20 protein-coding genes and 1 pseudogene are annotated in these 22,785 nt (G+C 46.5%); 9 read left to right on the top strand and 12 right to left on the bottom strand.

Annotated features, from left to right (window positions below):
• Nucleotides 1-9 precede the first annotated feature (9 nt).
• Nucleotides 10-495: a PTS sugar transporter subunit IIB gene (locus H6629_18760; GenBank protein ID MCB9069824.1), complete on the top strand. Its 486-nt coding sequence runs from the start codon at nucleotides 10-12 to the stop codon at nucleotides 493-495.
• The gene (locus H6629_18755; GenBank protein ID MCB9069823.1) at nucleotides 488-919 is read left to right on the top strand and encodes a YjbQ family protein; all 432 of its coding nucleotides are present in this window, start codon (nucleotides 488-490) and stop codon (nucleotides 917-919) included. Before H6629_18760 ends, H6629_18755 begins: the two co-directional genes overlap by 8 nt.
• A 6-nt stretch (nucleotides 920-925) precedes the next feature.
• On the opposite strand, the gene H6629_18750 is transcribed toward H6629_18755, so the two are convergent.
• Complete coding sequence (locus tag H6629_18750) at nucleotides 926-1,117, bottom strand: hypothetical protein (protein MCB9069822.1); 192 nt, start codon at nucleotides 1,115-1,117, stop codon at nucleotides 926-928.
• A gap of 582 nt (nucleotides 1,118-1,699) precedes the next feature.
• Here H6629_18750 and H6629_18745 point away from each other — a divergent pair.
• Both H6629_18745 and H6629_18740 read left to right on the top strand, forming a co-directional pair.
• The gene (locus tag H6629_18745; protein MCB9069821.1) at nucleotides 1,700-2,617 is read left to right on the top strand and encodes a hypothetical protein; all 918 of its coding nucleotides are present in this window, start codon (nucleotides 1,700-1,702) and stop codon (nucleotides 2,615-2,617) included.
• 53 nt (nucleotides 2,618-2,670) lie between these two features.
• Nucleotides 2,671-3,591 (top strand): nuclear transport factor 2 family protein, encoded by a 921-nt coding sequence (locus H6629_18740; protein ID MCB9069820.1) that lies wholly within the window; start codon nucleotides 2,671-2,673, stop codon nucleotides 3,589-3,591.
• A gap of 55 nt (nucleotides 3,592-3,646) precedes the next feature.
• Here the strand turns inward: H6629_18740 and H6629_18735 are convergent, their stop codons facing one another.
• The 4 genes from H6629_18735 to purL all read right to left on the bottom strand — a co-directional run bounded on the left by H6629_18735 (nucleotide 3,647) and on the right by purL (nucleotide 11,160).
• Nucleotides 3,647-4,270 (bottom strand): response regulator transcription factor, encoded by a 624-nt coding sequence (locus H6629_18735; protein MCB9069819.1) that lies wholly within the window; start codon nucleotides 4,268-4,270, stop codon nucleotides 3,647-3,649.
• A gap of 82 nt (nucleotides 4,271-4,352) precedes the next feature.
• Nucleotides 4,353-8,138 (bottom strand): hypothetical protein, encoded by a 3,786-nt coding sequence (locus H6629_18730; GenBank protein ID MCB9069818.1) that lies wholly within the window; start codon nucleotides 8,136-8,138, stop codon nucleotides 4,353-4,355.
• Between the two features lie 233 nt (nucleotides 8,139-8,371).
• Nucleotides 8,372-8,932 (bottom strand): TIGR00730 family Rossman fold protein, encoded by a 561-nt coding sequence (locus tag H6629_18725; protein ID MCB9069817.1) that lies wholly within the window; start codon nucleotides 8,930-8,932, stop codon nucleotides 8,372-8,374.
• A gap of 2 nt (nucleotides 8,933-8,934) precedes the next feature.
• Nucleotides 8,935-11,160 (bottom strand): phosphoribosylformylglycinamidine synthase subunit PurL, encoded by a 2,226-nt coding sequence (purL, locus tag H6629_18720; protein ID MCB9069816.1) that lies wholly within the window; start codon nucleotides 11,158-11,160, stop codon nucleotides 8,935-8,937.
• Nucleotides 11,161-11,507: 347 nt separating this feature from the next.
• Here purL and H6629_18715 point away from each other — a divergent pair, with 347 nt between their 5' ends.
• The gene (locus H6629_18715; GenBank protein ID MCB9069815.1) at nucleotides 11,508-11,987 is read left to right on the top strand and encodes a septal ring lytic transglycosylase RlpA family protein; all 480 of its coding nucleotides are present in this window, start codon (nucleotides 11,508-11,510) and stop codon (nucleotides 11,985-11,987) included.
• 59 nt (nucleotides 11,988-12,046) lie between these two features.
• On the opposite strand, the gene selD is transcribed toward H6629_18715, so the two are convergent.
• Nucleotides 12,047-13,036 (bottom strand): selenide, water dikinase SelD, encoded by a 990-nt coding sequence (gene selD / locus H6629_18710; protein MCB9069814.1) that lies wholly within the window; start codon nucleotides 13,034-13,036, stop codon nucleotides 12,047-12,049.
• Between the two features lie 289 nt (nucleotides 13,037-13,325).
• On the opposite strand from selD, the gene H6629_18705 reads away from it, so the two are divergent.
• From H6629_18705 to H6629_18695, 3 genes and pseudogenes are all read left to right on the top strand, one after another.
• The gene (locus H6629_18705; GenBank protein ID MCB9069813.1) at nucleotides 13,326-13,526 is read left to right on the top strand and encodes a DUF2892 domain-containing protein; all 201 of its coding nucleotides are present in this window, start codon (nucleotides 13,326-13,328) and stop codon (nucleotides 13,524-13,526) included.
• Between the two features lie 146 nt (nucleotides 13,527-13,672).
• Nucleotides 13,673-14,246: pseudogene (locus H6629_18700) on the top strand (nitroreductase family protein).
• Nucleotides 14,224-14,571 carry a hypothetical protein gene (locus tag H6629_18695; protein MCB9069812.1) on the top strand — a complete coding sequence of 116 codons (348 nt, stop codon included), beginning with the start codon at nucleotides 14,224-14,226 and terminating at the stop codon, nucleotides 14,569-14,571. Before H6629_18700 ends, H6629_18695 begins: the two are co-directional and overlap by 23 nt.
• A gap of 1 nt (nucleotide 14,572) precedes the next feature.
• Here H6629_18695 and H6629_18690 read toward each other — a convergent pair whose 3' ends face one another.
• The 5 genes from H6629_18690 to H6629_18670 form a co-directional block, all read right to left on the bottom strand.
• On the bottom strand, nucleotides 14,573-14,950 hold the full coding sequence (locus tag H6629_18690; GenBank protein ID MCB9069811.1) for a hypothetical protein: 378 nt from the start codon (nucleotides 14,948-14,950) through the stop codon (nucleotides 14,573-14,575).
• 97 nt (nucleotides 14,951-15,047) lie between these two features.
• Nucleotides 15,048-16,322, bottom strand: coding sequence for a Glu/Leu/Phe/Val dehydrogenase (locus H6629_18685; GenBank protein MCB9069810.1), 1,275 nt, complete (start codon nucleotides 16,320-16,322; stop codon nucleotides 15,048-15,050).
• Nucleotides 16,323-16,506: 184 nt separating this feature from the next.
• The gene (locus H6629_18680; protein ID MCB9069809.1) at nucleotides 16,507-17,274 is read right to left on the bottom strand and encodes a PEGA domain-containing protein; all 768 of its coding nucleotides are present in this window, start codon (nucleotides 17,272-17,274) and stop codon (nucleotides 16,507-16,509) included.
• Nucleotides 17,271-18,467 (bottom strand): PQQ-binding-like beta-propeller repeat protein, encoded by a 1,197-nt coding sequence (locus H6629_18675; protein MCB9069808.1) that lies wholly within the window; start codon nucleotides 18,465-18,467, stop codon nucleotides 17,271-17,273. Before H6629_18675 ends, H6629_18680 begins: the two co-directional genes overlap by 4 nt.
• 81 nt (nucleotides 18,468-18,548) lie before the next feature.
• On the bottom strand, nucleotides 18,549-21,437 hold the full coding sequence (locus tag H6629_18670; protein ID MCB9069807.1) for a PD40 domain-containing protein: 2,889 nt from the start codon (nucleotides 21,435-21,437) through the stop codon (nucleotides 18,549-18,551).
• A 199-nt stretch (nucleotides 21,438-21,636) separates the two neighbouring features.
• Here H6629_18670 and H6629_18665 point away from each other — a divergent pair, with 199 nt between their 5' ends.
• Nucleotides 21,637-21,786, top strand: coding sequence for a hypothetical protein (locus H6629_18665; protein ID MCB9069806.1), 150 nt, complete (start codon nucleotides 21,637-21,639; stop codon nucleotides 21,784-21,786).
• A gap of 113 nt (nucleotides 21,787-21,899) precedes the next feature.
• Here the strand turns inward: H6629_18665 and H6629_18660 are convergent, their stop codons facing one another.
• Nucleotides 21,900-22,670, bottom strand: a complete 771-nt coding sequence (locus tag H6629_18660) for an RluA family pseudouridine synthase (protein MCB9069805.1) — start codon at nucleotides 22,668-22,670, stop codon at nucleotides 21,900-21,902.
• Nucleotides 22,671-22,785 lie beyond the last annotated feature (115 nt).

Below are 22,785 nucleotides of genomic sequence, written 5' to 3'. Positions count from 1 at the left end.
GGATTGACAATGAAGTCACTAATTCTACGAATCGATGACCGGCTGATTCACGGGCAGGTTTTGGTTGGATGGGTTAGCTACTACAATTTCAAACAGATTGTTGTTGGCAACAATGAAATCGTCAGCAATGATTGGGAAAAAGAAATGATGACAATGGCCGCAGGCGATTTGGATACGCAAGTGCTGAATATTTCTGATACATTGGCATTCATCAATACCTTTGAGGAAAAAGATCGATTGGCGCTGGTTTTGGTTGAATCCGTTGAGGATGTATTGCAAATGGTTGAAAATGGACTTAAACTCAAAAAAATCAACATCGGCGGAATTCATTACAGCGAAGGAAAACGGGAGTTTTTACCGTACTTATTTCTCGATGAAACAGATATCCGGCAGCTAAAACTGATGATGGTAAAAGGATACGAATTTATCTGCCAGGACGTACCCACCGGCTCGAAATACAATCTCGAAAAAATTCTGGGTAAAAAGAATGATTGATCTGCAAACCAAAAGCCTGGCGCTCCAGACAAAGGGTTTTACAGATATCATCGATATTACAGCCGAATTGCAGGGAATTTTAGACAATAGTGATTTCGAAGAAGGCAGTATTCTGGTGTTTGTGCCGGGCTCAACCGCCGGGTTGACAACGATTGAATTCGAAAGCGGATTAATAAAAGATTTAAAGGAAAAGTTCGAAATGTTGTTTCCTGAAAACGCTCGTTATCACCACAACGAGCGTTGGCACGATGGAAATGGTTATGCACATGTGAGGGCTGCACTGCTGAAACCGACGTTACTTATCCCATTTATAAACAAGCGGTTATGTTTGGGAACCTGGCAGCAGGTTACACTTATCGATTTTGATAACCGCCCTCGCCAACGGAATTTGGTCGTTCAGCTTTCCGGCAAACGCAACGTATAAAACGGGTTAATTTTGGATGACGTAGGGATGATCCCTAAGATAATCCTCACGAAATTCTTCCGCATATCCATCGGTAAACCATGTGATAATAGCTTCTGTCAATGAAACATCTACTTTATCTGTTTCACGCAGCATATTGTAAAAATTTTGGATGGCTTCCAGCTGAGAGTAATAAAATTCATCCTTTGTCTGTATCATAAAAAACTCCTATTAACCAATGTATCGGGTGAATACTTGCTTCCTGCTTGTTTCACTTTGAGGAAGTACACTTTCTGATAGCCAAAGCGCAATTGCTTCAGAATACGAAATAAGCCGCTTTAACTCTTTTGATTTCTGCTCGCGAAAATCGAGAATCAGTTTTAAATATTCGGAAGATTGCATCGCCAGGTTCTCCTCGTTTAACCTATCTACTTATTAAGCAAAACCTGTGCCATGCTCTTAGATTCTGGATTTCTTGCAGAAACAAAGGGCTTATCTGCAGAAAATATAACGGTTTAAGCGACAAAAGCGGATCTATTGATAATCAACTGTGTTGAACTTTTGCTAACTATTTCGGTATTAATGTCGAAAAGTTCGACGCTATTTCGAAAAGTTGATTTAAAACTTAAACGATTTCAGAAAATGTATTCCCGGTGACATCCATGTGAGTGTACTTATAGCTTGAATATACCCTTTTTCGGAAAATAATTCTTGAAGAAGATCACATCTTTATTTGAAAAAGGTTGAACTGGCGATTCGTAATGGTTGATCGAACAATTTCAAGTTATGCAATTGTGAGCTTTGGTTGAACCGCCATCACAAAATGGAGAAATTAATATGATAAATAATATTGGCTTTAATTCTTGGCAAAACTGGGATATCGAAATTGCCGGAAAATTAGCGGATGCACGACGCCAACTCCATTTTGCGTCGCAGTTTATCGCCGCAGTAGGGAAGTGCTATTTGACACATCAGCCCGACGATAGTCACACAAATATGTGTTGGGAGATACAACATTCCGCATTGGTCGGAAGGATGCTGCAAGGTGGTGAACAGTGCAAATTTGGAATCAGCCCTACTAAGTTTGCTTTGTTGAAAATTTCGGCAGCGGGTGACGTAACTGATGCTTTCACACTGTCCGGAAAAACAATGGTGCAAGCTGAAAATTGGGTGAAACAATCACTGAATGTGAGCGGATATCACCCTGACCAATTTAGCCGGAAAATGCATTATGAAATTGAACCGCATGCGGTGGACGGTGGTGCACCGTTCTCCGACGACATTTTGGCAGAGACAACGGAATTGGGAAAATATTGGGGCAACGCCCATTTGCTGATCTCCGAAATTAACACCCATCATCCGGGTGCCTCTGAGGTGCGCTGTTGGCCGCATCATTTTGATATTGCTTTATTAATCACGCTCAATCCCAACGCTTCCCCTGAGCAGGTGAAAACTATCGGAGTGGGGCTTTCTCCCGGCGATGCTAATTACCCTTTGCCATATTTTTATATCTCACCCTGGCCATATCCCGAAAATACGGAACTTTTGCCATCACTTACCGGTAATGGGTTTTGGCATACGAAAGGATGGGTTGGCGCCGTTTTAACGGCGGACAAATTTCCGACGGATAAAGATGAACAGTCTCAAATTAAGCAATTACAAAGATTTATTCGAAGCGGGATTGCAGCGTCTGATCAACTTCTGTCTGCGAAAGAGTGAAACATCGAGCCGACTTAATGACATTGAAATAGTAAACAATTGAGGAAAAAATGATGAAAAATATGGTGTTTTTAATAATGGGGTTGGCTGTAGCAGGAATTTTCAATGCAAACGCACAGGATGTTTCCGGACAGAAAAACGTTCGCCAAGCAGTGCTGGATTATGTTGAAGGCGTTTACAACATGCAACCGGATCGCATCAAAAAAAGTGTTCATCCCGATTTGGCAAAACGCGGGTTTTATCAAAAAGATGGCACTTACAAAGAAGCTAAAATGACCTTTGAGCAACTGGTTGAGTTGTCCAAAACTTACAACAAAAAAGGAATGATCCCGGATGATGCGCCCAAATCGATAGAGATATACGATGTTCTGGATCAAACCGCCAGCGCAAAACTGACCGCTTTTTGGGGCATCGATTATTTACAACTGGCAAAATTTGATGGCAAGTGGATGATTGTGAATGTGTTGTGGCAATCCCATACGGCGGGAAAACCGGCGGCATCCGGCGAAAGCGGGAGAGACGCGAAACCGGGTGGCAAATGGATGGGCGGCGCACTCGGCGGACCAACAATCGATCCCGGAATTTCAGAAATCCATTTGGAACGAACCGCTTGTTACGGCACCTGCCCTGTGTATTCGGTTGTACTGAAAAATGACGGCAGCGTGGTTTATGAAGGCAAATCGCATGTGAAAATGACTGGAACACACAGCGGAACTGTCAATTTGTGGGGATTTAATAAATTGACTGAACTCATTGTAAAATCAAAGTTTATGGATTTTGAAGACAGGTATTCGATCGACGTAACCGACATGCCAACCGTTTACACCACCGTTGTGATGAAAGATGGCAGCAAAAAGCGAATCATGAATTACGCGAGCGCCGGACCGGTTGAACTGTGGGCGATTGAACAAATGATTGATAAAATGGTGAGCGATGTGAAGTGGGACAGTAACAATGATGCAGAAAGTAAATAACACCGTTTTCTATTGAAAAATACGGGGAAGTCGCGATGATGTGACTTCCCTTTTTTTATAAATTGACCAGCCGTTCTTTAAATGCTTTGGCAACTGCCTCGGATTTGGAATGCACTTCCAGCTTGCGATAAATGTTTTTGATGTGCCGCCGCACGGTCTCTTCGCTGATAAATAAATCGTCTGCAATCATTTTGTAGCTTTTGCCTTTGCACAAATGGGTCAGCACTTCAGTTTCGCGGGTGGTGAGCAATGTTTGCTGCTCAATCTGGAACGATTTTACCACGAGCCGGGCAATCCGGGTGCTCATCGGTGCACCGCCATCGTAGCTTTCCTGAATGGCGTCCAACAGCTGCGCGGGAGGCGTATCTTTCATCAAATAGCCGCAGGCACCGGCACACAGCGCATCGAAAACGGTGTCGCTTTCGCTCTGAATGGTCAGCACCAAAATGTCTAAATCTGGCAATTTTTCTTTCAAAATGCGAATGCCTTCGATGCCTGTCATTCCCGGCAAGCCGATGTCCATTAATGCAACATCCGGCGGATCTTTCATAATTCCTTTGATGCCTTTTTCGCAGGATTCGTAAGTGCCGTTGCAACTGAACCCCGGCGTTCCGTTGATCAGCAACGCCAAACTTTCGCGAATATCCACGTCATCTTCTACTATTGAAACCGTTATCATTTGCAAAACCTCTGTTAAAAGCACAACTTTTGTTTTTCTTCTCTCAATAAACGACAATTAATTGCCGGAAACAATTCCCATTTTAGGGCATTTTTGCCGCGAACTCGATGCACATCCCGCTCGGTTTGTTGGCGAGAATTTGTATTTTCCCGTGAATTTTTTTTGCCCGTATGTTCATATTTCTCAATCCGTTACCGCGATTACTTGTTGCGGATAAACCACTTTTTTCACCGGGCTCACTCACACCATTTCCGGAAAGTTCGGGTATACCCCGTCCATCGTCCAGCAACGTGATCAATAAAACGCCCTCCGAAAACCGCACCCGCAGCACCACATTTTGGCATTGGGCATGTTTCAGCGCGTTGTTCATCGCTTCTTTAAAAATAAGGGTGAGGTGGCGCCGCCAATCGGTGGACATGCGCACATCTTGCAGGCTGTCGCTCAATCCTTCCATCCGGAAACTGATGCCCGTTTTGTCGAACAACTCATCGCCAAAATCTTTTAGCCGCACAATGACTTCGTACAGCGAATCTTTTTCGGGATCGAGTGTCCAGATAAAATCGCGCATGCCGCCGGTGAGCCCTTTTGCGGTATCGCCGATGCGGTTGAGATAATCGAGCACTTCCGGTGCGGCGCCGTTCATTTGCCGTTTCAGGATTTCGCTAAACAGCGTGATTTTGGTGAGTTTGTGCCCCAACTCATCATGAAAATCGTGGGCAGCTTTGGCGCGAACCCGCTCATTTTCTTGCTGACGAACCTGTTCGTTTTCCTGCAGTCGGTTAATTTTTTGGCGAATACGCCAGTTGGTTATCGCCAGAGTGACGGCACCGGCAAATATAATTGCCAATGCGATAAACCACCACCGTTGCCAAAATGGCGGCGTCACGATCAGTTTTACGGAGATGCCGCTTTCGTTCCACACGCCATCGTTGTTGCTGCCTTTTACGCGCAACACATACGAGCCGGAAGGCAAATTCGGGAAGCTGACAAACCGCCGGTTGCCGTTGTCGATCCAGTCATCGTGCAATCCTTCCAGTTTGTATGCGTATCTGTTTTTGGCTGGATTGTTGAAATCGAGCGCCGCAAATTCAAAAGAAACAATATCTTGCTGATAACTCAATTCGATAGGTTCATCGCTTGCGGCAGCCTGGTTCAGAATGGTTGTCTGATCCTCACCCATCACCGTGAATTGGGTAAACTGCATCCCCGGCAGATGCGGATTCATCCGAACGCTGTCCGGATAAAACATGCTCACACCGTTAATCCCGCCAAAAAGCATCTCGCCGCGACGGGTTTGGTAATAGGCGCCGGCGCGAAATTCGTCGGCCTGCAACCCGTCATTCGCATCAAAATTCTGGAAAGATTTTCGCTGCGGCGAAAATTTGGTGATACCTTTGTTGGTGCTCAGCCACAAATTGTTTTCGCGATCTTCCAGAATCCCGAAAATCATATTATTTGCCAATCCGTCGCGTTCGGTAAAAAAAGTGAATTGCTGCGTTTCGTGATCAAAACGGTTCAGCCCGCCGCTGTATGTGCCGAACCAAAGGCGACCGGCGGAGTCTTCGTAAATGGATAGCACTGCCGGATTGTTGAGGCTGTGCGGATTGTCGAACTCGCGGTTGTAGCGAATAAAGCTGTAATTTTGGCGATCAAATTTGTTGATGCCGCCGTTGCGGGTGCCGATCCACAGCGAGCGCCCCTGGCTGTAGGAATCTTCGTAAATGGCCCAAATTTCGTTGTCGCTGAGGCTAAACGGATCGTTCGCATTGTGGCGATAGCGGGTGAACCGTCGGGTGAGCCGGTCCAGCTGATTCAGCCCGGAATTGGTGCCAATCCACAGCTGCCCATACTGATCTTCGTAAATGGTATTCACAAAATCGCCGGAAATGCTGTTGCTTTTGAGCGGGTTGAAGCGATAGTGCAAAAATGAAATCTGCCCGTCGTCTGTCTCGCGGAGTTGCGCCAACCCGGCGCCGTGGGTGCCCACCCAAATATTTCCGGACTGATCCTGAAATAAACTGGTGATAAAATCGCTGGCGAGCCCGTTTTTTCCGCTGCGCAAATGAGAAAACCGGAAACCGCCGGACGCTGCGCCATCGCGGGTTAGAATATTGATACCGCCGCCGTAAGTGCCAATCCAGATGCGCTCGTCGCGATCTTCCATAATTGCCGTGACCACCGGATTGCTCAGGCTTTGCTCCTTTTCTGCGATGTGGCGAATGTGCACAAATGGCTGCCGGGTGCGATTCAACTTGTTCAATCCGCCCTGCGCCAGCCCGATCCACAAAATGCCTGCATGATCCTGATACAACTGGGTAACGTGATCGTCGCTGAGTGAGTGCTGCAATTGCTGATCCGATCCAAAATGTTCGAACAAAAGCGTTTTGCCGTTCGGATCGGCTGGTGAAAATTTTTGTAAATTCAGGCAAAACAAGCCTTTATTTGTGGTGCCGATCCACAGTTTCTGATTTTTTTCCTGCCGGAAAGTGGAGATCACCGGTGACATTTTATCCCCGGAAACGGGCGGTTCGATGGGTAAAATATCATCACCGGCGGCATCGATAAAATACAATTGTTGTTCATTTGCATGAACCCAAACACCGTTTTTTCCGGCGAAATGCGCCGCAGCCAGCCGGGAGATGTGCAAATCATCCCGGTTGCCAAGCCCAAAATTCAATGGGTTAAACGAGTGGAAATGTTGCCCTTCAGTATTCCCCGAAACCAGTTTTGCGACGCCGTTGGCAGTGCCGATCCACAAATTCCCGGTTTCATCCAGCGATAGCGCGGTAACCCAATTGTGCGGCAAACCGTTGCTCAAAATCCGCTCGCTGAGCTGTTTTTTCATCGGGGCAATTTGTTCGCTATCCAGCGCAAAAAGCTGGATGCCCCACAGCCGCCGCTCGTCGAAAGTTTCCGGGAGAAAACCGTTGTTTCCGGAACGATAGCGAAGCCGGTAAGTGCCTGATTGTAAAGTAATTACCTGTGCCTGAATACGGCTTTTGGTTTGCCCGCTCAAAAATGTGGACTGGCGTTCGTCCATTTCCCAAATGACTTCTTCGTCCGCGTTTTCCAGCCAGCCGTAATCGCTCATCCCAAACGGACCGCTGTTTCCGGTAGAAACGATCAATGCTGTTGTGGGTTGCTCCACGTTAAAAAAATCGAGCTGCTCCTGTCCGGGTTCGGGACGTTGAATTGCCGCGAGGTAGCTGTTTTGGCGAATTTTCTCAAAAATGGTTCGATACACTGCTGCCGGGTAAATGGCACCCTGCGCGTAAAAGCGTTCAAATTTTAGATTATTTGGCTGATCCAAATTGGTGCCGGAGGGGAGCCGGTTCAAACCGCCGCCACTGGTGCCGATCCATAGATTGCCCAGCGTATCTTCGCAAAACGCACTCACGAAATTGCTGCTCAGGCTGTTCGCATCGGTCGGGTTATATTTGATTTGGTGAAATCGCTCCGTCGCCGGATCAAACCAGTTCAGACCGCCGCCGTTGGTGCCGATCCACAATTGCCCTTGGCTATCCTCAAAAACTGCTGTCACATCGTCGTTGCTCAAGCTGAACGAATCGCTGTCCACATTGTGAAAATGATGAAACGATTGGCTTGCCGGATCGAACCGGTTGATGCCGCCACCGCTGGTTGTGATCCACAATTTCCCGAAACGATCTTCTGTGATTTGTTGAATATAATTGCCGGATATGGACGTCGCATCCAACGGATCGAACCGATAGGTTTCGAATTGATAGCCGTCGTAACGGCATAAGCCATCGGATGTGCCCACCCATAAAAAGCGGCTCTGATCCTGATAAATTGTTGTGATGTGCCGCTGGTAAAGCCCCTGGCTGCTGTTGAACTGCTCAATTCGCATCGGCTCCTGAGCAGTTGCCCAATTCCATAAAAAACAGCAAATTAGCAGTGTAGAAAATGGTGGTCTGAATTTACCCATTGGCAATAATTGAAAATCTCGTTTGTTTGATTGATGCCTTTAAAACGCATTTTTGACTGTCGATTTTTTTAACGCCGGAAATAGTAAAAAGTTACGCAGGTGTATGCTCAGGTGCAAATAAAGGTATGATCATTTGTTGCTGAATGTTGCTGTTTTCACTTCCGATTGTTGACCGGATATGCGTCGATATATTCGAACGCATCAGCAACCGTATCGGCGAGATGGTAGATGCCGCGATATTGGTCGCGGGCAAAATTTTCCCGGAAAAAATGGTCGAACAGCTCAGCCAGCGGATTGTAAAATCCGTTGATGTTCATCAGCACAATCGGTTTATCGTGATACAGCAATTGTTTGTGGGTAATCATTTCGATCAATTCTTCCAATGTGCCAAACCCGCCGGGAAGCGTAATTACCGCATCGCTGCGGTCATCCATTATCGCTTTGCGTTCGCGCATGTCGCGGGTAACAACCAACTCGTCAGACAGCTCATACGCCACTTCCACTTTGTTGAGCACCTCGGGAATAACCCCCACAACTTTGCCGCCGTGCGCATGCACTGCCCGGGCAACAACGCCCATCAACCCAACGCTGCCGCCGCCGTAAATCAGCGTATCACCGCGTTTGGCAATGGTTTCGCCAACCTGCCGGGCATTTTCGATATAAATTTCATTAATATTGTTGCTGGACGCGCAAAAAACACAAATCGATTTTGGCATTTTTATTCTTCCATTACTTTCCCGATTGTCTCGAAATACACCGCATCCAACTCACTGAGCGAAAAATCGAGATCGTTGTTGATTTGCAGACGATCGCCGCCAACCGTGCCGAGCAGCGATAATTCAATCCCCAGCGAATGCACATAATCTTCGAAATCTTTTTGGAAACCCGGTTTGACGCTCACCAAAAATCGCGCCTGCGTTTCGCTGAACAGGAAAAATTCCGGACGCATATTTTTATAATTTACAGATACTTGCGCACCCATTTGATTTTCGCGATTGGCGATGCAGCACTCTGCCAGCGCAACCGCAAAACCGCCATCGGCAATGTCGTGCGCCGAGTTCAGCCAGCCGCTGCGGATGGATTGCAGCACAATCTGGTAGGTTTTGTGTTCGAGATTCAGATCGACATCCGGGCAATCGCCGGTTACTTTTCCAAAAACTTCTTTCAAAAATTCGCTGCCGCCGATCTCCGGTTTGGTTTCGCCGATGAGGTAAATCAAATCACCCGCTTCGCGGAAATATGCGGTCATGATTTGGGAAACATCTTCGATCAATCCCACCATTCCGATGGTCGGTGTGGGGTAAACCGCGCTTTCCGGCGATTCGTTGTAAAAGCTTACGTTCCCGCCGGTTACCGGCGTATCAAAAACGCGGCAAGCCTCGCCCATTCCGGCAACGGCTTCGCGGAATAAATAGAACATTTCCGGTTTGTAGGGATTGCCAAAATTGAGGCAATTGGTGATCGCCAGCGGTTCGCCGCCGGTTGCGGCAACATTTCGTGCGGCTTCGGCAACGGCAATTTGCCCGCCTTTTCGCGGATTGAGATAGACATATCGCCCGTTGCAATCGGTTTTTGCTGCCAGCGCTTTGTTCGTGCCTTTGATGCGCACAACCGCAGCATCGCCGCCGGGGAAAACAGCGGTGTTGGTTTGCACCATTGTATCGTATTGTTCGTACACCCAGCGTTTGGAAACGATGTTGCCGGAGCCAAAGACCTTTAAAAATGCGTCACCGAGATTGTTGACCGGATCGAGTGAATTTATATCAAATTGTTGAACCTGATTGAGATATTTCGGACGCTGATATTCCCGGTGATACACCGGCGCGCCGCCGCCCAACACGCAATCCTGCGGCGGAACATCAGCAACCAGTTTGCCGTGATGGCTGATTTTCAACCGTGGCTCGTCGGTCACATATCCGATTTCTGCGCAGATCAGATCCCATTTTTCACAGATCGCAAGTGCTTGTTTTTCTTTACCTTTGATGACGCACGCCAACATGCGTTCCTGCGATTCGGACAGTAAAATTTCATATGCGGACATGCCCTTTTCGCGGATTGGCACTTTATCGAGATCGATCACCATACCGCATTCGCCTTTGGCGCTCATCTCTGTTGTGGAGCAAGTGATGCCCGCAGCGCCCATATCCTGAATGCCGACCAGCACACCCGCCTGGATCATTTCCAAAGTGGCTTCCAGCAACAATTTTTCGGCAAACGGATCGCCAACTTGCACGTTCGGGCGTTTGTCTTCGGAGTCTTCCGAGAGTTCCTCCGATGCGAACGTTGCACCGTGAATCCCGTCTCGTCCGGTTCGCGATCCGATGATAAATACCGGATTTCCCTCGCCCTTGGCAATCGCCGATGCGGTTTGATCCTTTTTCACGATACCAACTGTCATCGCGTTGACGAGTGGATTGCCATCGTAACAGCTTTCGAAATACACTTCGCCCGCGACGGTCGGAACGCCGAGGCAGTTGCCGTAATCGGCAATCCCGCGAACCACGCCATCAAACAGAAAACGGTTGCGCGATTTATCCAGTTTGCCAAATCGCAACGAATTCAACGCGGCAATCGGGCGGGCGCCCATCGTAAAAATGTCGCGCATAATTCCGCCGACACCGGTGGCTGCACCCTGATACGGCTCCACCGCGGAAGGGTGGTTGTGGCTCTCAATTTTGAAACAGACTGCCAAATCGCCGCCGATATCCACCAATCCGGCATTTTCTTCACCGGCGCCAACGAGCAGTCTGCCGCCGGAACGCGGGAGTTTTTTCAACTCCGCAATCGAATTTTTATAGGAACAGTGCTCGCTCCACATCACCGAAAAAATCCCGATTTCGGTGATGTTCGGGTTCCGCCCCATTATTTTTTTGATTTTTTCATATTCTTCGGCGGTCAACCCGTGTTGTTTGGCAATTTCGAGCGTCACTTGTGGTTCTGGCATGTTAAAAACCCCGGCATACATTTATTAAGATTGGTTGTCAAATTTGATGGTGAGCGAGACGAAAAATCCCGGCGATCACCGATTTAATTGCGTTCAATTTTACGGAAAATTGGTTCGATGTGCAATTTGTATTGAGAAAAGTTATGCACTGCACCAAAGCACTAAATATTGTTGTATGATTTTCGTCACTTGTTTTGTATGAGAATGCATGTTAGCTTTATTGCAGTGGGCGATTGGGGCAACAATCAAACTCACTATTTTGGAGGAAGGAAATGTTGTATTGTAACAGACCAAAAATTTCTAAAAGTATAAGCGTGTCAACGTCATTGTTTTTATTGGGTTTAGCGATGAGTGCCTGTGTGCCGGTATCGAATGACCGCGGTCATTCCGAGCCGCCCGTAAGCCGGACAAATCCGCAACCGAAAAAAGTGGTTCCGCCAAAACCGGTCAACGAATCGCCGCAACAAAAATATGATGTGGAACCGGAATACACCACCAGCGAATCGGTCGAATACGGCAAATGTGCATTTATTTCGAACGATTTGCAGGGACGACCCACCGCCAGCGGGGATCGCTACGACAAAAATGAATTTACCGCGTCGCATCCGTCGCTGCCGTTTGGCACGATGTGTCTGGTTACAAATTTGTCAAATAACCGAAGTGTCCGGGTGCGCATTAACGACCGCTTCCCGCGATCGCAGGGGCGAATTATTGATATTTCCTACAGCGCGGCGCAGGCATTGGAAATGGTGTTGGCTGGTGTTGTGAATGTAAAATTGGAAGTGATTGAATATCCGGAAGGTATCGCCACAAAACCGCGACGATAATTTTTGAAACATTGTTTTTACTGAATTTAGGGCAGAATTTATTCTGCCCTTTTTTTATTTCAGCGAATGATCAGTGAAATACCATCCGGCTGTTTTTCAAATACGTTGCCAATGATTGTGGCATCTGCAATGCCATTATTTCGCAATCGTTGAACGGCTTTTTCCGCATCCGCTCCCGGAATCGCAACCAGCAATCCGCCGCTGGTTTGCGGATCGAAAACGATTTCTTCGTGCCACGGCTCAAATTTGCGATCAAACCGAAACGTATGGCTTACCTGCTGGCGATTGGGCAAATTGGATCCGGTGCCCATTCCTTTTTCATACATTGCCAATGCTTCTTCCATTATTGGCACTTTATCCAACATTATTTCGAATCTTACGGTTTCTCCGGTCATTTCGTACGCGTGTCCGGCCAGCCCGAATCCGGTGACGTCTGTTGCGGCGTGAACATCAAATTCCGCAAAAATTTCGGCGGCAGTTTTGTTCAATTCAATCATCGATTGCAAACATTTTTGCAATGCGGTATCAGAAACCCAGCCTTTCAGATTGGCGTTGAGCAGCACGCCGCTGCCGATCGGTTTGGTGAGGATGAGCGCATCGCCCGGTTGTGCACCGATGTTTCGCCAGATTTTATCCGGATGCACCACACCGGTAACGGACAAACCGAATTTCGGTTCGTCATCGCGAGTGGTGTGTCCGCCGGCCAGCACAGCACCAGCCTCGGTGATTTTATCCAACGCGCCAGCGATAATTTGCTGCAATACCTCGTCCGGTAATTTTCCGGATGGGAAACCGGCTAAATTCAGGCATGTCAATGGTTTGGCGCCCATCGCAAAAATATCGCTCAATGCGTTGGCCGCGGCAATTTGCCCAAACATAAATGGATCATCCACCGGCGGGGTGATAAAATCCGCTGTGTTGACAATCGCCAAATCTTCGCGAAGGCGATACACACCGGCATCATCGCTGGTATCGAACCCGACCAGCAAATTTGCATCATGATTTTGCGGCAGTGTCGCCAATAATTTCCCAAGCCCGACCGGGCTTATTTTGGCAGCTCAACCACAGGTTTTGGATAAACCGGTTAGTGTATATTTTTTTTGTGCTTCGTCAGACATTTTTTGCCCGTTTAAAATGGTTTCTAAATTGTGAGTTGAAAATAATATGTGTTTGGGGGTTTGCCAAATACAATGTAAAACGGTGTTGCCAATTTAAGATGATAAATCATTTAAAATAGAGTTATGTAACAACGTTACAGAATACTGCGGAATGGTGTGTTATCTTGTCATCGTGGTTGGAAGGAAAATACATTTTAACTTTATAGAAGGAGCAGTAATTATGAAAGCAAATGTTGGCAGTATTGACAAAATTATCCGCGTAGTTGCGGGCTTGGGGATTATCGGGGCTGGATTTTATATGGGTAGCTGGTGGGGCGCTGTTGGACTGGTGCCTCTGTTGACTGCATCAATGGGTTTTTGCCCGTTGTATAAAATTATTGGCGTTAATACCTGCCCGCTGGAGAAAAAAAGCGCTTCTTAATGCTTTAAAATCAGTAGTTTATGTAAAAGACCGGGAGTATCTTCCGGTCTTTTTGCTTTTGGGGCGTTTGTAACTTTTCGAGATGCGACTCATCGGAAAAGTAGACAAAGAAAGGGAGATATGAAGAATACTTCAGAAATTTTGATTTGATAAAATCTCGGCGAAGCCTTCGCTCGTTTGCAGATAAGCCCGTTTCAGCAACAACGATTTCAACCATTTTTGAGGCGGCACGATGGGCGCCATCCAGCCGAAATGAGCAGCCGTGGCGATTTTTAGTGGCGACAAAAAATCAGCCCGAAGCCTATCAGAAATTATTGGATGCCTTAAACCCCAGCAATCGTGATTGGGCACAGCGGGCACCCGTGTTGATTCTGACAATCGCTAAAAAAAGCATTTGATCGCAACAATGCACCCAACGCTCATGCATGGCATGATGTCGGGCTGGCGATCGGAAATGTAAACATTCAGGCAACTGCGATGGGATTGGTATTGCACCAAATGGCAGGTTTTAACGCCGATATCGCCGCTGAAAATTTTCGGATTCCCGAAGATTTTGAACCGGTTACCATTATCGCGATGGGCTATCCCGGTGACCCGGATATGTTGACCGAAAAATTGCAAATGCGTGAAAAAGCGCCGAGAAGCCGCAAGTCATTGTCTGAACTGGTATTTACGGGAGAATGGGGGAGAGGTGTAGATGAACATAACCCGAATTTTTAGTGACGCATCCGGTGACAGTCATTTCGCAGAACTGGAAATTCCATTAACCGATGCCGGTGAGATCGGGCGATTGTCCGCTGCGCAACCTGCAACATCCATCATCTTTCGGGAAAACGATGCCAGTTACGATTACGATTGGCACAATGCACCACAACGCCAATACGTTATTTTGCTGGATGGCGAAATTGAAATTGAGGTGAGTACCGGCGAAAAACGCCGTTTCCGTGGGGGAGATATATTGTTGGTTGAGGACACAACCGGCAAAGGTCATCGCACAAAAATCAGTAATAGCCAGCCGCGCCGGTCTATTTTTGTAACGCTGTAAATCATGTATCCATTTGCTTTAACCGCAATTCTGAAACACGAAACATCACATCTTCCACAAATTGTTGGGCATTTGCCTTATCACTTCGGGCAATATTGAGTTTTATTTCACCTTTTTCAGATCCGGGAATATTTGCCAAAGTGCTCATTTTTTTGGTGCTGAGAATCAGTTTGGAATGTATCAATTTTGATTGAAAAACAATATCGTGAATATCCACTAACGGTACAATGACTTTCTGAATATTCGATTTTAGCACGCCGATAAACGCATCTTTTATCTGATATTCAATTAGAATTTGGTCATTTTCGAGATGTAAAACGCCGTCGCCCTCACCAAGATCGGAATAAACGGAGGGTATTTTAAATGCAATTCGTGACATTCCTGCCTCTTTTTCATGTTCTAAAACAACAAAAAAACCTCTCAAATAATATAGCCATTTGAGAGGTTTTAGAAAAATTATTGGTGAAGAAAAATGTCTAATGATACAGCCCGCGCAACTCCGATGCCCGGGTTACCCGTTGGATAGACCGGATAAATGCGGCAACCCGCATGTTCACGTTAAATTGCTCGCGCGTTTCCCAAACTTCGTTGAATGCCTGAACCATAATTCGCTCCAGATCCTCATTCACACGATCTTTGTTCCAATAATAGCCCATGCGATTTTGCACCCATTCCAGATACGAAACGGTGACACCGCCGGCGTTGCACAAAATGTCCGGAATCCGGACAATATTTTTGTCATCGAGGATGGCATCTGCTTCTACTGTGATTGGCCCGTTGGCGCATTCGGCGATCAATTTGGCGCGAATACGTTCGGCATTATCTTCAGTGATCTGGTTTTCCAGAGCGGCGGGAATCAAAACATCGACATCCAACTCCAATAAATCCATCGGGTTATCGAGCTTTTCCACTTTGAAATTATCTCCCAAGCCTTCCAAACTCCACCGTTTGTTGTTGGTGCAGGTATTGATAGCAACATTAATGTTGATGCCTTTGGGATTGTAATATGCGCCGGTAACATCCGAAATGGCCACCACTTTTGCACCAGCTTCGTTGAGTAGTTTTGCCGCAAATGATCCGGCATTTCCGAACCCCTGAATTGCAACTGAGCAATTGTCCAAATTGAAATCCATATATTTTACGGCTTCGCGAACGCAATAAAACATGCCTTGCGCCGTGGCTTCCGTCCGTCCGGCAGAGCCACCCAGTTCCAGCGGTTTTCCGGTGATGACAGCCGGTGTGTGCTCCTTTCGGTGCATGGAATATGTGTCGAACATCCAGCTCATTATTTGCGGATTTGTGTTGATATCCGGTGCCGGAATGTCGCGATCCGGACCGAACAAATCTTCCATTTCTGCAAAATACCGACGGGTCAATCGCTCCAATTCTGACCGGGAAAGCTGGTTGGGATCTACAATGATGCCGCCTTTTCCACCGCCAAAGGGCACGTTTACCACCGCACACTTGTACGTCATCCAGAAAGCCAGCGCTTTCACTTCGTCCACATTCACATCCTGGTGAAAGCGGATACCGCCTTTCGCCGGACCGCGTGCGATGCTGTGCTGTACCCGGAAACCTTTAAATAATGTGATATCCCCATTATCCATGTGCACCGGTAAATTGACCTCGGTTACCCGGCGTGGCTCTTTGATCATGTTGATCTGATTTTGGGTGAGATTAAGAATTTCTGCTGCCCTGTCGAATTGCTTTAACGCATTCTCAAAAGGGTTACGCTGTTTCATGTAGCTCATTGGTCCTCCTGTAAGTCTATGAAAAATCGGTGTTTCCGGCAGCAGTGTCGGATAACCGTAACAAAATTGTCGTCCCAAATAATTTTAAGGTTAACGACCCGAAGAAAAGACAGTTACGAGGAGGAGAATTTAAACAAGTAAAATCTCGCTTGGCAACGAAAAAGGAAAATGTTTTTTGCAAAAATTACTGCCAAATAACCATATAAATCAAACCGGCGAGGCTGGCAAAGGATACGCCCAGCGAGATATCTGCTAACCGGTCGTATTTTTTGGTACTGTTCCAATATTGGTCGATCAACACCGGATCGGATGCCCGTTCATATTTTTCAAATTTTTTGTCGGCAACATTTTTTAAATAAAAGGATGCCCAATGGGTCGCGACACTCACTGCCAGCAAAGTAAATTTGCTTTTGAAATGCTGTTTGGGGATAACGCCCAGCAATTCCGGCTGATGTTGTGTTGCAATAAATGAATCATCTTTTTCCAATTGAGCGATTACAGCATTGGGGCTGTTCAACACAAATTCATAAGATTTATACCCTTTTTTGACGAGCCGGAACGATTGCCCGTGATGTTCATCGTACGACAAATAAACCGGCGTTTTGCTGATAAAACTGGTGTCCGAATAGAGTGCTGCGCCATATGGAACACAATTGATATACACCGGATTGGCAAAAGTGGCGTTCAGCGATTCACTCCGGTTTGGCGAAACGGTTACAGTCAATTCCCGGGTTTCGACATTCCAGATGCCGTTTTGCGGCGGATAAATTTGAACATTATGATTGCCGGCTGCAACTTCCAGATCCGTCAATGGCGTTTTGCCAACGAGAATAGAATCGATGCGAACCCAACACCCTTCGGGTGTGGATGTGATGTTCAATCGCCCGGTTTCCTGCCCAAAAACAAATGTGGATAAGCTCAGTAAAAACAGGATATTGAAATGTGTTTTCATTTGCGGTCACTCCGTTCAGCTACAAATTTTTCGTTGGCCAATGCATACATTTTACCGTTTGCGGTTTGCACTAAAACGTAGTCGCGGAAAATAATCGGCGATGATTTCAGCGGTTTTTTGAATTCAACCTGATAAACGGATTCGCCGGAAAAACGGTTCAGAACGTATAAATTCCCGTCCCACGATGAAACATAAACATAATCCGGCGAAGCCAATGGTGCAGTGTTCACAATGCCGCCGGTTTTGAATGTCCAGATCGTTTTACCGGTGTGTTTGTCCAGCGCTTTTACCGTGTGGGCATTGTTGCCCAAATACAATGTGTTGCCATACATTGAGGGACTGCTGAAAATTGCACCCTCTATTTTGGTTTGCCAGTTGGTTTTCCCGGTGCTCAAATTGAGCGCGTAAAAATGCCCTTCCGTAGTGCCGATATACAGCAGCGAATCATCCAGAACCGGATACGAATAAATATTTCCGGTTAGCTGCGATTCCCAAATTTTAACGCCTGAACTCATATCCAGCGCGTAAACCGAGCCTTTGTCGTCTGCAAAATAGATGTGCTGCCGAACAGTTGCGGGAGAGCTGCGGATGGGCGATTTCGCTTTAAATTCCCAAATTTTTTCACCAGTTTCCTGATTTACACAATAAAAAACACCGTTGTGTGAGCCAAAAAATATGCGGTTGTCCGCCACCACCGGCGATGTGTTGATATGCGGAAATTTCCGTTTCATAAATTTATCTGCTTTTTCGAGCCGGAAGCCGATCAGCGTTTTATCGCCAATGGTTCCCGAGGCATACATATCCCGCCCGACAATTGTGGGGGATGCGCCCATTGCTGCGGTCAGTTTGCCATCTCCGATGCGTTCGCCGGTATCGTACAGAAAGGTGTAAATGGTGCCGTTGAGCGTTGGTGCAAATATGTAGTCACCAACTGCCAGCGGATGATTTGTCACCACTGATTTTGTGCCGCTATCCCAAACAATATTCAACGGCGGCGAAATGTTTTTATGAACATTATTCTGGCGCTGCTCGTTTCTGCCCAGCTTCAGCCAGCTGTTTTCTTCAGTGATCTCGTTTTCCGGCGGTAAACTTAATTTCACCAATCCGGTGCAGGATGTGGCTATGAGGAAGGATAAAGGATAAAGGATAAAGGATAGAAGTTTTTGCCGGAAATAGAAATTTAGCTTAATCATTTTTTGTACTCGTTTTTGTTCAATCTGTTAAAAATAATAAAGTTAGACACATGTTTTTTATGAACCTGCTGAAATTTTCCGTCAAAAATCCCATCCGAAAAAGAACTGTGTGAACCAATCTTTATTGACACTCTCGAAGTCGGTTTTCTTCCCGACATCTAGTCGCAGCACCAAAAATCCGCCCAAATTAAAACGGAAACCATAACCGAAACTGCCGATCAACCCTTCGTAATCGTTGCCGTTCCATGCGTTTCCAGCGTCGAAAAACAGCGCACCGCGAATACCGGGAAACACCATCGATAAAAACGGGAATTTGATGCCCAGATAATCGATAAACGGAAACCGCAGCTCGTGCGAGGTAAACAGCACTTTTTCGCCGCGAATGGACCAGCGGCTGTAACCGCGCATATCCCAACTGCCACCGAGATAAAACCAGCGCGTTTCGCGGCCATCGTTGAACAAACCCATATATCGCGAGGCGTACGTAAGGCTTGGCATCAGACGGACATATTTGCGGATGTCCACCAAAAATGTCCAGTAGTTGACGTTGGAAAACCGTATATCGTATGTATTACCGACAGATAAGTTGTATCGCGTGCCTTCCACCGGACCGGTGTACGACCAGATGGAGTTGTCGTGAATCAGCGAAACAAAATTGGAGGTCAGCCACGCATAACGGCGATCCAGCCCGGTCACGTCCTTATCCGAATAGCTTAAATTCGTGCTGAATTCGAACCGTTTGAAATGTGAAAACGGATAGCTGATCGTGAAAAATCCACCGGCGCGATCCTCATAAAAAAAGTCATCTTTGTAATTAAAAAAGCGTCCGGAGTAACGGAACAGCCCGTAAGCGTGATTGGTACGTTTGCCCAGCGACACTTTCGACACCGCAAAATTCATGCTTCGCAAAAAATCCGAACGGCTTTGGGCGTTGTTATATAATAAAATGTAGTACTGGTCGTTGCCGAGCAAATCGGTGAAAGCGAGCAGCGCGCCGCCGTTGGTTCCCCAAATCGGATCCTGGTTCACCTGCGTTTGCGCGATGTCCATATCGTAATCTTTTTCGTACTTAAGTTTTGCGAGCACCTTTTGTCCGCCGAGCGATCCCGGTTTCCAATAATGTTGGCTAAGTATCGGTTTATCAACGGTTTCAGGCTTGGCTTCGTCGATCTTTTCCTGAATTTTATCCATTTTACGAATTTGGAAGCGGCTGCCTTCAAAAACAGTGAAGCACAATTCGTCATCGCCCATCCACTCGGGATCGAATGCTGCGTTGGCAAATTGTGTAATTTGTTTGACTGGAACGTTGCTGTAATCTGTGTCAATGCCAATTTTGCTGTCTGTTGCATCGGTGAGCCATAAATCGAGATATTGCGTTTGTGATACATCCGCCACCCAGATGTTCAACGATTTCAGCGAATCGCGATCGGAAGTGAACGCCAGATATTTACCGTTTGGTGACCACACCGGTGTGTGATCCTGATGTTGCCCGACCGTTACATAATGAATGAGATTGGTTTGCAGATCGAACACAAAAATGTTGGAGCTCCAGCGATCGCCATAAACCGTTCGATCGGAGGAAAATGCAATTTTCTGCCCGTCCGGCGAAAATGACGGTGCAGCGTCGTCGTAAAAATCGTTGGTCAACTGCATTACTTCGTCATTTTTTAATTCGAGGATATATAAATCATTGTTTCCGCTGAAATTAAGTCCGGAGAACACAACGCGTCGCCCGTCGGGCGAAAAGCTCGGGGAGGAAATGCCGACGATATCGCGCCATTGGTATTTGTGAATAATATCGCCGGTTTTGATGTCGTACAAATACAGCGCGTCGTTTTCCCCGCTTTTGGACGAGAACGCCAAAACACCGTTTTTGGACACATCTATTTTGCTGGAAAACAGGTGAAATGCCTCAAAATCCGAGCTGCGTCCACCTTTCACCAGCGTTCTGGTTTTCTTCTTTTTGCCTTCAGTTTGGGCAGAAACGTCGGTCATGAAAATATTTGAATAGCCGGTACGGTTGCCTACGAAAACAACGTGCTCATCTTCGCCATCTTTAAAATATGCCGGTTTGAAATTGTAGCCGTCACGGACAATGGTTTTGGAAATCATTCGTGAAAAATCGTGGGTTTTCAACTGCGGATAATATAGTTTTTGCAGGTGGTAAATCCATTCCTGATCAAATTGTTCATAGGTTTTGCCAGTCACTTCCTGAAACACTTCGGAAAATTTGCTGTGCTTCCAGATGTCCTCCATGAATTGGAGAATTTTCTCCTCACCGTAGTTTGCGGCAATGTATTCGAGAATCGCCTGACCTGCTTTATACATCGTGAACGTGCCATAAATGCGATACATTTGCGATAGCGGAACCATATAATTGTGCAAAACGGCGTCTTTTATCACCATTTCCGCCTGCGCATCCCACTCGCTGGACCAATATTCCGCCAGCCCTTCCACAAACCAAAGTGGGGGATAAGTGCCGTCAAATCTGCCGTGCTCTTTGTTTACGTAATACACTTTGGCATGCATAAAAACGTGCACCAACTCGTGCTGAATGACTTTTCGAAATTGGTTAATATCGCCATTGCTTGGGATAACCACTCGTCCCTTCAGAAATTCGAAAAAGCCGCCAACGCCTTCGGGGATGTGTCCCGGTGTCACATTGGTTTGCTGAAAATGCAAATGTGAACTGTAAAAAATCAGCGGAATCCGGCGCGTCACCGCGAAATTGAATTTATTTTCGAGATCGGCGTAACTCTCCTCCGCAAAATGGGCGCCGCGTTCTGCCAGCTCTTCCATTTCCGGGTAGTAATAAATATCAAAATGTTCAGTTTTGAGAATCCGCCACTGGAATTCCGTGTATTGAACCTTGTTGCGCCCGAAATAAAAAAACTGCGCAACCGCGGTTTCGCTAATCACGGCCAGCAAAATAAATATAGATAGAAAAAGCGGGGAAAATACGCGTCGCATGTCCATCATCCTGTTTTCTGGTTACAAATGGGTTTCAGAGATTTTTTGAATTCAGATAATCCTGCATCCCAACATCCATTTTGGAGATGTGTATTCCAGTGAAAAACGACCGGATTTGCCGTAACTTGCCCGTTTCGTGCTGTCGATCGACATTTCCAAAATCCGGCAGCTCGGTGCGTTTCAGTTCAATGAGAAATGCATGCCGGAACAGAACAACAAGCGTATTTGGTATATCCGAATGATCGACAAAAACGGTTCAAATTTGAGTAATGCACGTCACAAAATATCCGGGCAATTTAAAGCAGGCGGCGGTGATGAATATAGATGTAAAAACAAAAAGAAAAATTAATACAAAAAGAATACCACTTCAATCTCTGATCTATTTAAAGCTATAAATATCAATAACTTGATGCTAAATATAATGTTCCCTGTCCGGCAACTTTTTTCGTAAAAGTGTGAAAATTATTTCCGGTTCCATTTTTGCAGCGCGTTGAGCAAGTTACGAAAATCCTTTGGCAGTTCCGCCGAAAAAGTGCGTTGTTGCCCGGATTCATCGGTAAATTCGATGCGTTGGGCATGCAGCGTCAGCCGCGCGATTAATGGCAATTCCGCTTTACGGGTGGATACCGTGTAGCGGATTTTTATCTGCGATAGCAGAATGGGATCGGCGCTGCTGTAGATCGGATCTATAGCCAACGGAAAACCCAGTTCAGCCAAATGCACCCGGATTTGGTGAGTGCGACCGGTGACGGGTTTTGCTTCAACCAGCGAAAACCGCTCGAATGTTTCCAATAATTTATAATGGGTTTGCGATGGTTTGCCTTTTTTGCTGACCACCATTTTTGCCCGCTGATTGGTTTTGAGCAGCAACGGCAAATCGATAGTGCCGGCGTCGGGTGCAGGGTGTCCTTTCACCAGCGCGAGATATGTTTTTTCGACCAAGCTGTGCTCAAATTGCTGGCTCAAATAGCGGTGCATTTCCGGTTCCAGCGCAAAAAGCATAATGCCGCTGGTGTCCGCATCCAACCGGTGAACAATCCAGATTTGACGGTCCAGCCGTTGCTGGAGAATATCGCGGATGTTGGGCAATTCCGGCTGCCAGCGATCGGGAATTACCGGAATTCCGGATGGCTTGCTGATTGCCAGCAATCGCTCATCAGCATACAAAATTTCCAACGGCAGTTTGCGCCCGTCGCGATCCCGAATGTATTGTATTTCCTGAATTGTATTCACTATTATCCGTTAAATATTACGTTTTCCAAAATAGATTATAAATCCGAATCGCTTGTAAAACAAGTGCAATCATTGCACGGAAAAAAAATTGTTAGACGTAAAAATCGCAAGTTTT

The sequence above is a fragment of the Calditrichia bacterium genome, assembly GCA_020634975.1.
In the GTDB taxonomy this organism is placed as follows: Bacteria; Calditrichota; Calditrichia; order RBG-13-44-9; family J075; genus JACKAQ01.
Note: the sequence above shows the minus strand (reverse complement) of the source record. Positions and strands in the feature narration are given on the sequence as shown.

Coding starts and splice junctions, on each gene's coding strand:
- H6629_18760 (MCB9069824.1), top strand. CDS start 10: ATGAAGTCACTAATTCTACGAATCGATGACCGGCTGATTCACGGGCAG.
- H6629_18755 (MCB9069823.1), top strand. CDS start 488: ATGATTGATCTGCAAACCAAAAGCCTGGCGCTCCAGACAAAGGGTTTT.
- H6629_18750 (MCB9069822.1), bottom strand. CDS start 1,117: ATGATACAGACAAAGGATGAATTTTATTACTCTCAGCTGGAAGCCATC.
- H6629_18740 (MCB9069820.1), top strand. CDS start 2,671: ATGAAAAATATGGTGTTTTTAATAATGGGGTTGGCTGTAGCAGGAATT.
- H6629_18735 (MCB9069819.1), bottom strand. CDS start 4,270: ATGATAACGGTTTCAATAGTAGAAGATGACGTGGATATTCGCGAAAGT.
- H6629_18730 (MCB9069818.1), bottom strand. CDS start 8,138: ATGCGAATTGAGCAGTTCAACAGCAGCCAGGGGCTTTACCAGCGGCAC.
- H6629_18725 (MCB9069817.1), bottom strand. CDS start 8,932: ATGCCAAAATCGATTTGTGTTTTTTGCGCGTCCAGCAACAATATTAAT.
- purL (MCB9069816.1), bottom strand. CDS start 11,160: ATGCCAGAACCACAAGTGACGCTCGAAATTGCCAAACAACACGGGTTG.
- H6629_18715 (MCB9069815.1), top strand. CDS start 11,508: ATGAGTGCCTGTGTGCCGGTATCGAATGACCGCGGTCATTCCGAGCCG.
- H6629_18705 (MCB9069813.1), top strand. CDS start 13,326: ATGAAAGCAAATGTTGGCAGTATTGACAAAATTATCCGCGTAGTTGCG.
- H6629_18695 (MCB9069812.1), top strand. CDS start 14,224: ATGAACATAACCCGAATTTTTAGTGACGCATCCGGTGACAGTCATTTC.
- H6629_18690 (MCB9069811.1), bottom strand. CDS start 14,950: ATGTCACGAATTGCATTTAAAATACCCTCCGTTTATTCCGATCTTGGT.
- H6629_18685 (MCB9069810.1), bottom strand. CDS start 16,322: ATGAGCTACATGAAACAGCGTAACCCTTTTGAGAATGCGTTAAAGCAA.
- H6629_18680 (MCB9069809.1), bottom strand. CDS start 17,274: ATGAAAACACATTTCAATATCCTGTTTTTACTGAGCTTATCCACATTT.
- H6629_18675 (MCB9069808.1), bottom strand. CDS start 18,467: ATGATTAAGCTAAATTTCTATTTCCGGCAAAAACTTCTATCCTTTATC.
- H6629_18670 (MCB9069807.1), bottom strand. CDS start 21,437: ATGCGACGCGTATTTTCCCCGCTTTTTCTATCTATATTTATTTTGCTG.
- H6629_18665 (MCB9069806.1), top strand. CDS start 21,637: ATGCCGGAACAGAACAACAAGCGTATTTGGTATATCCGAATGATCGAC.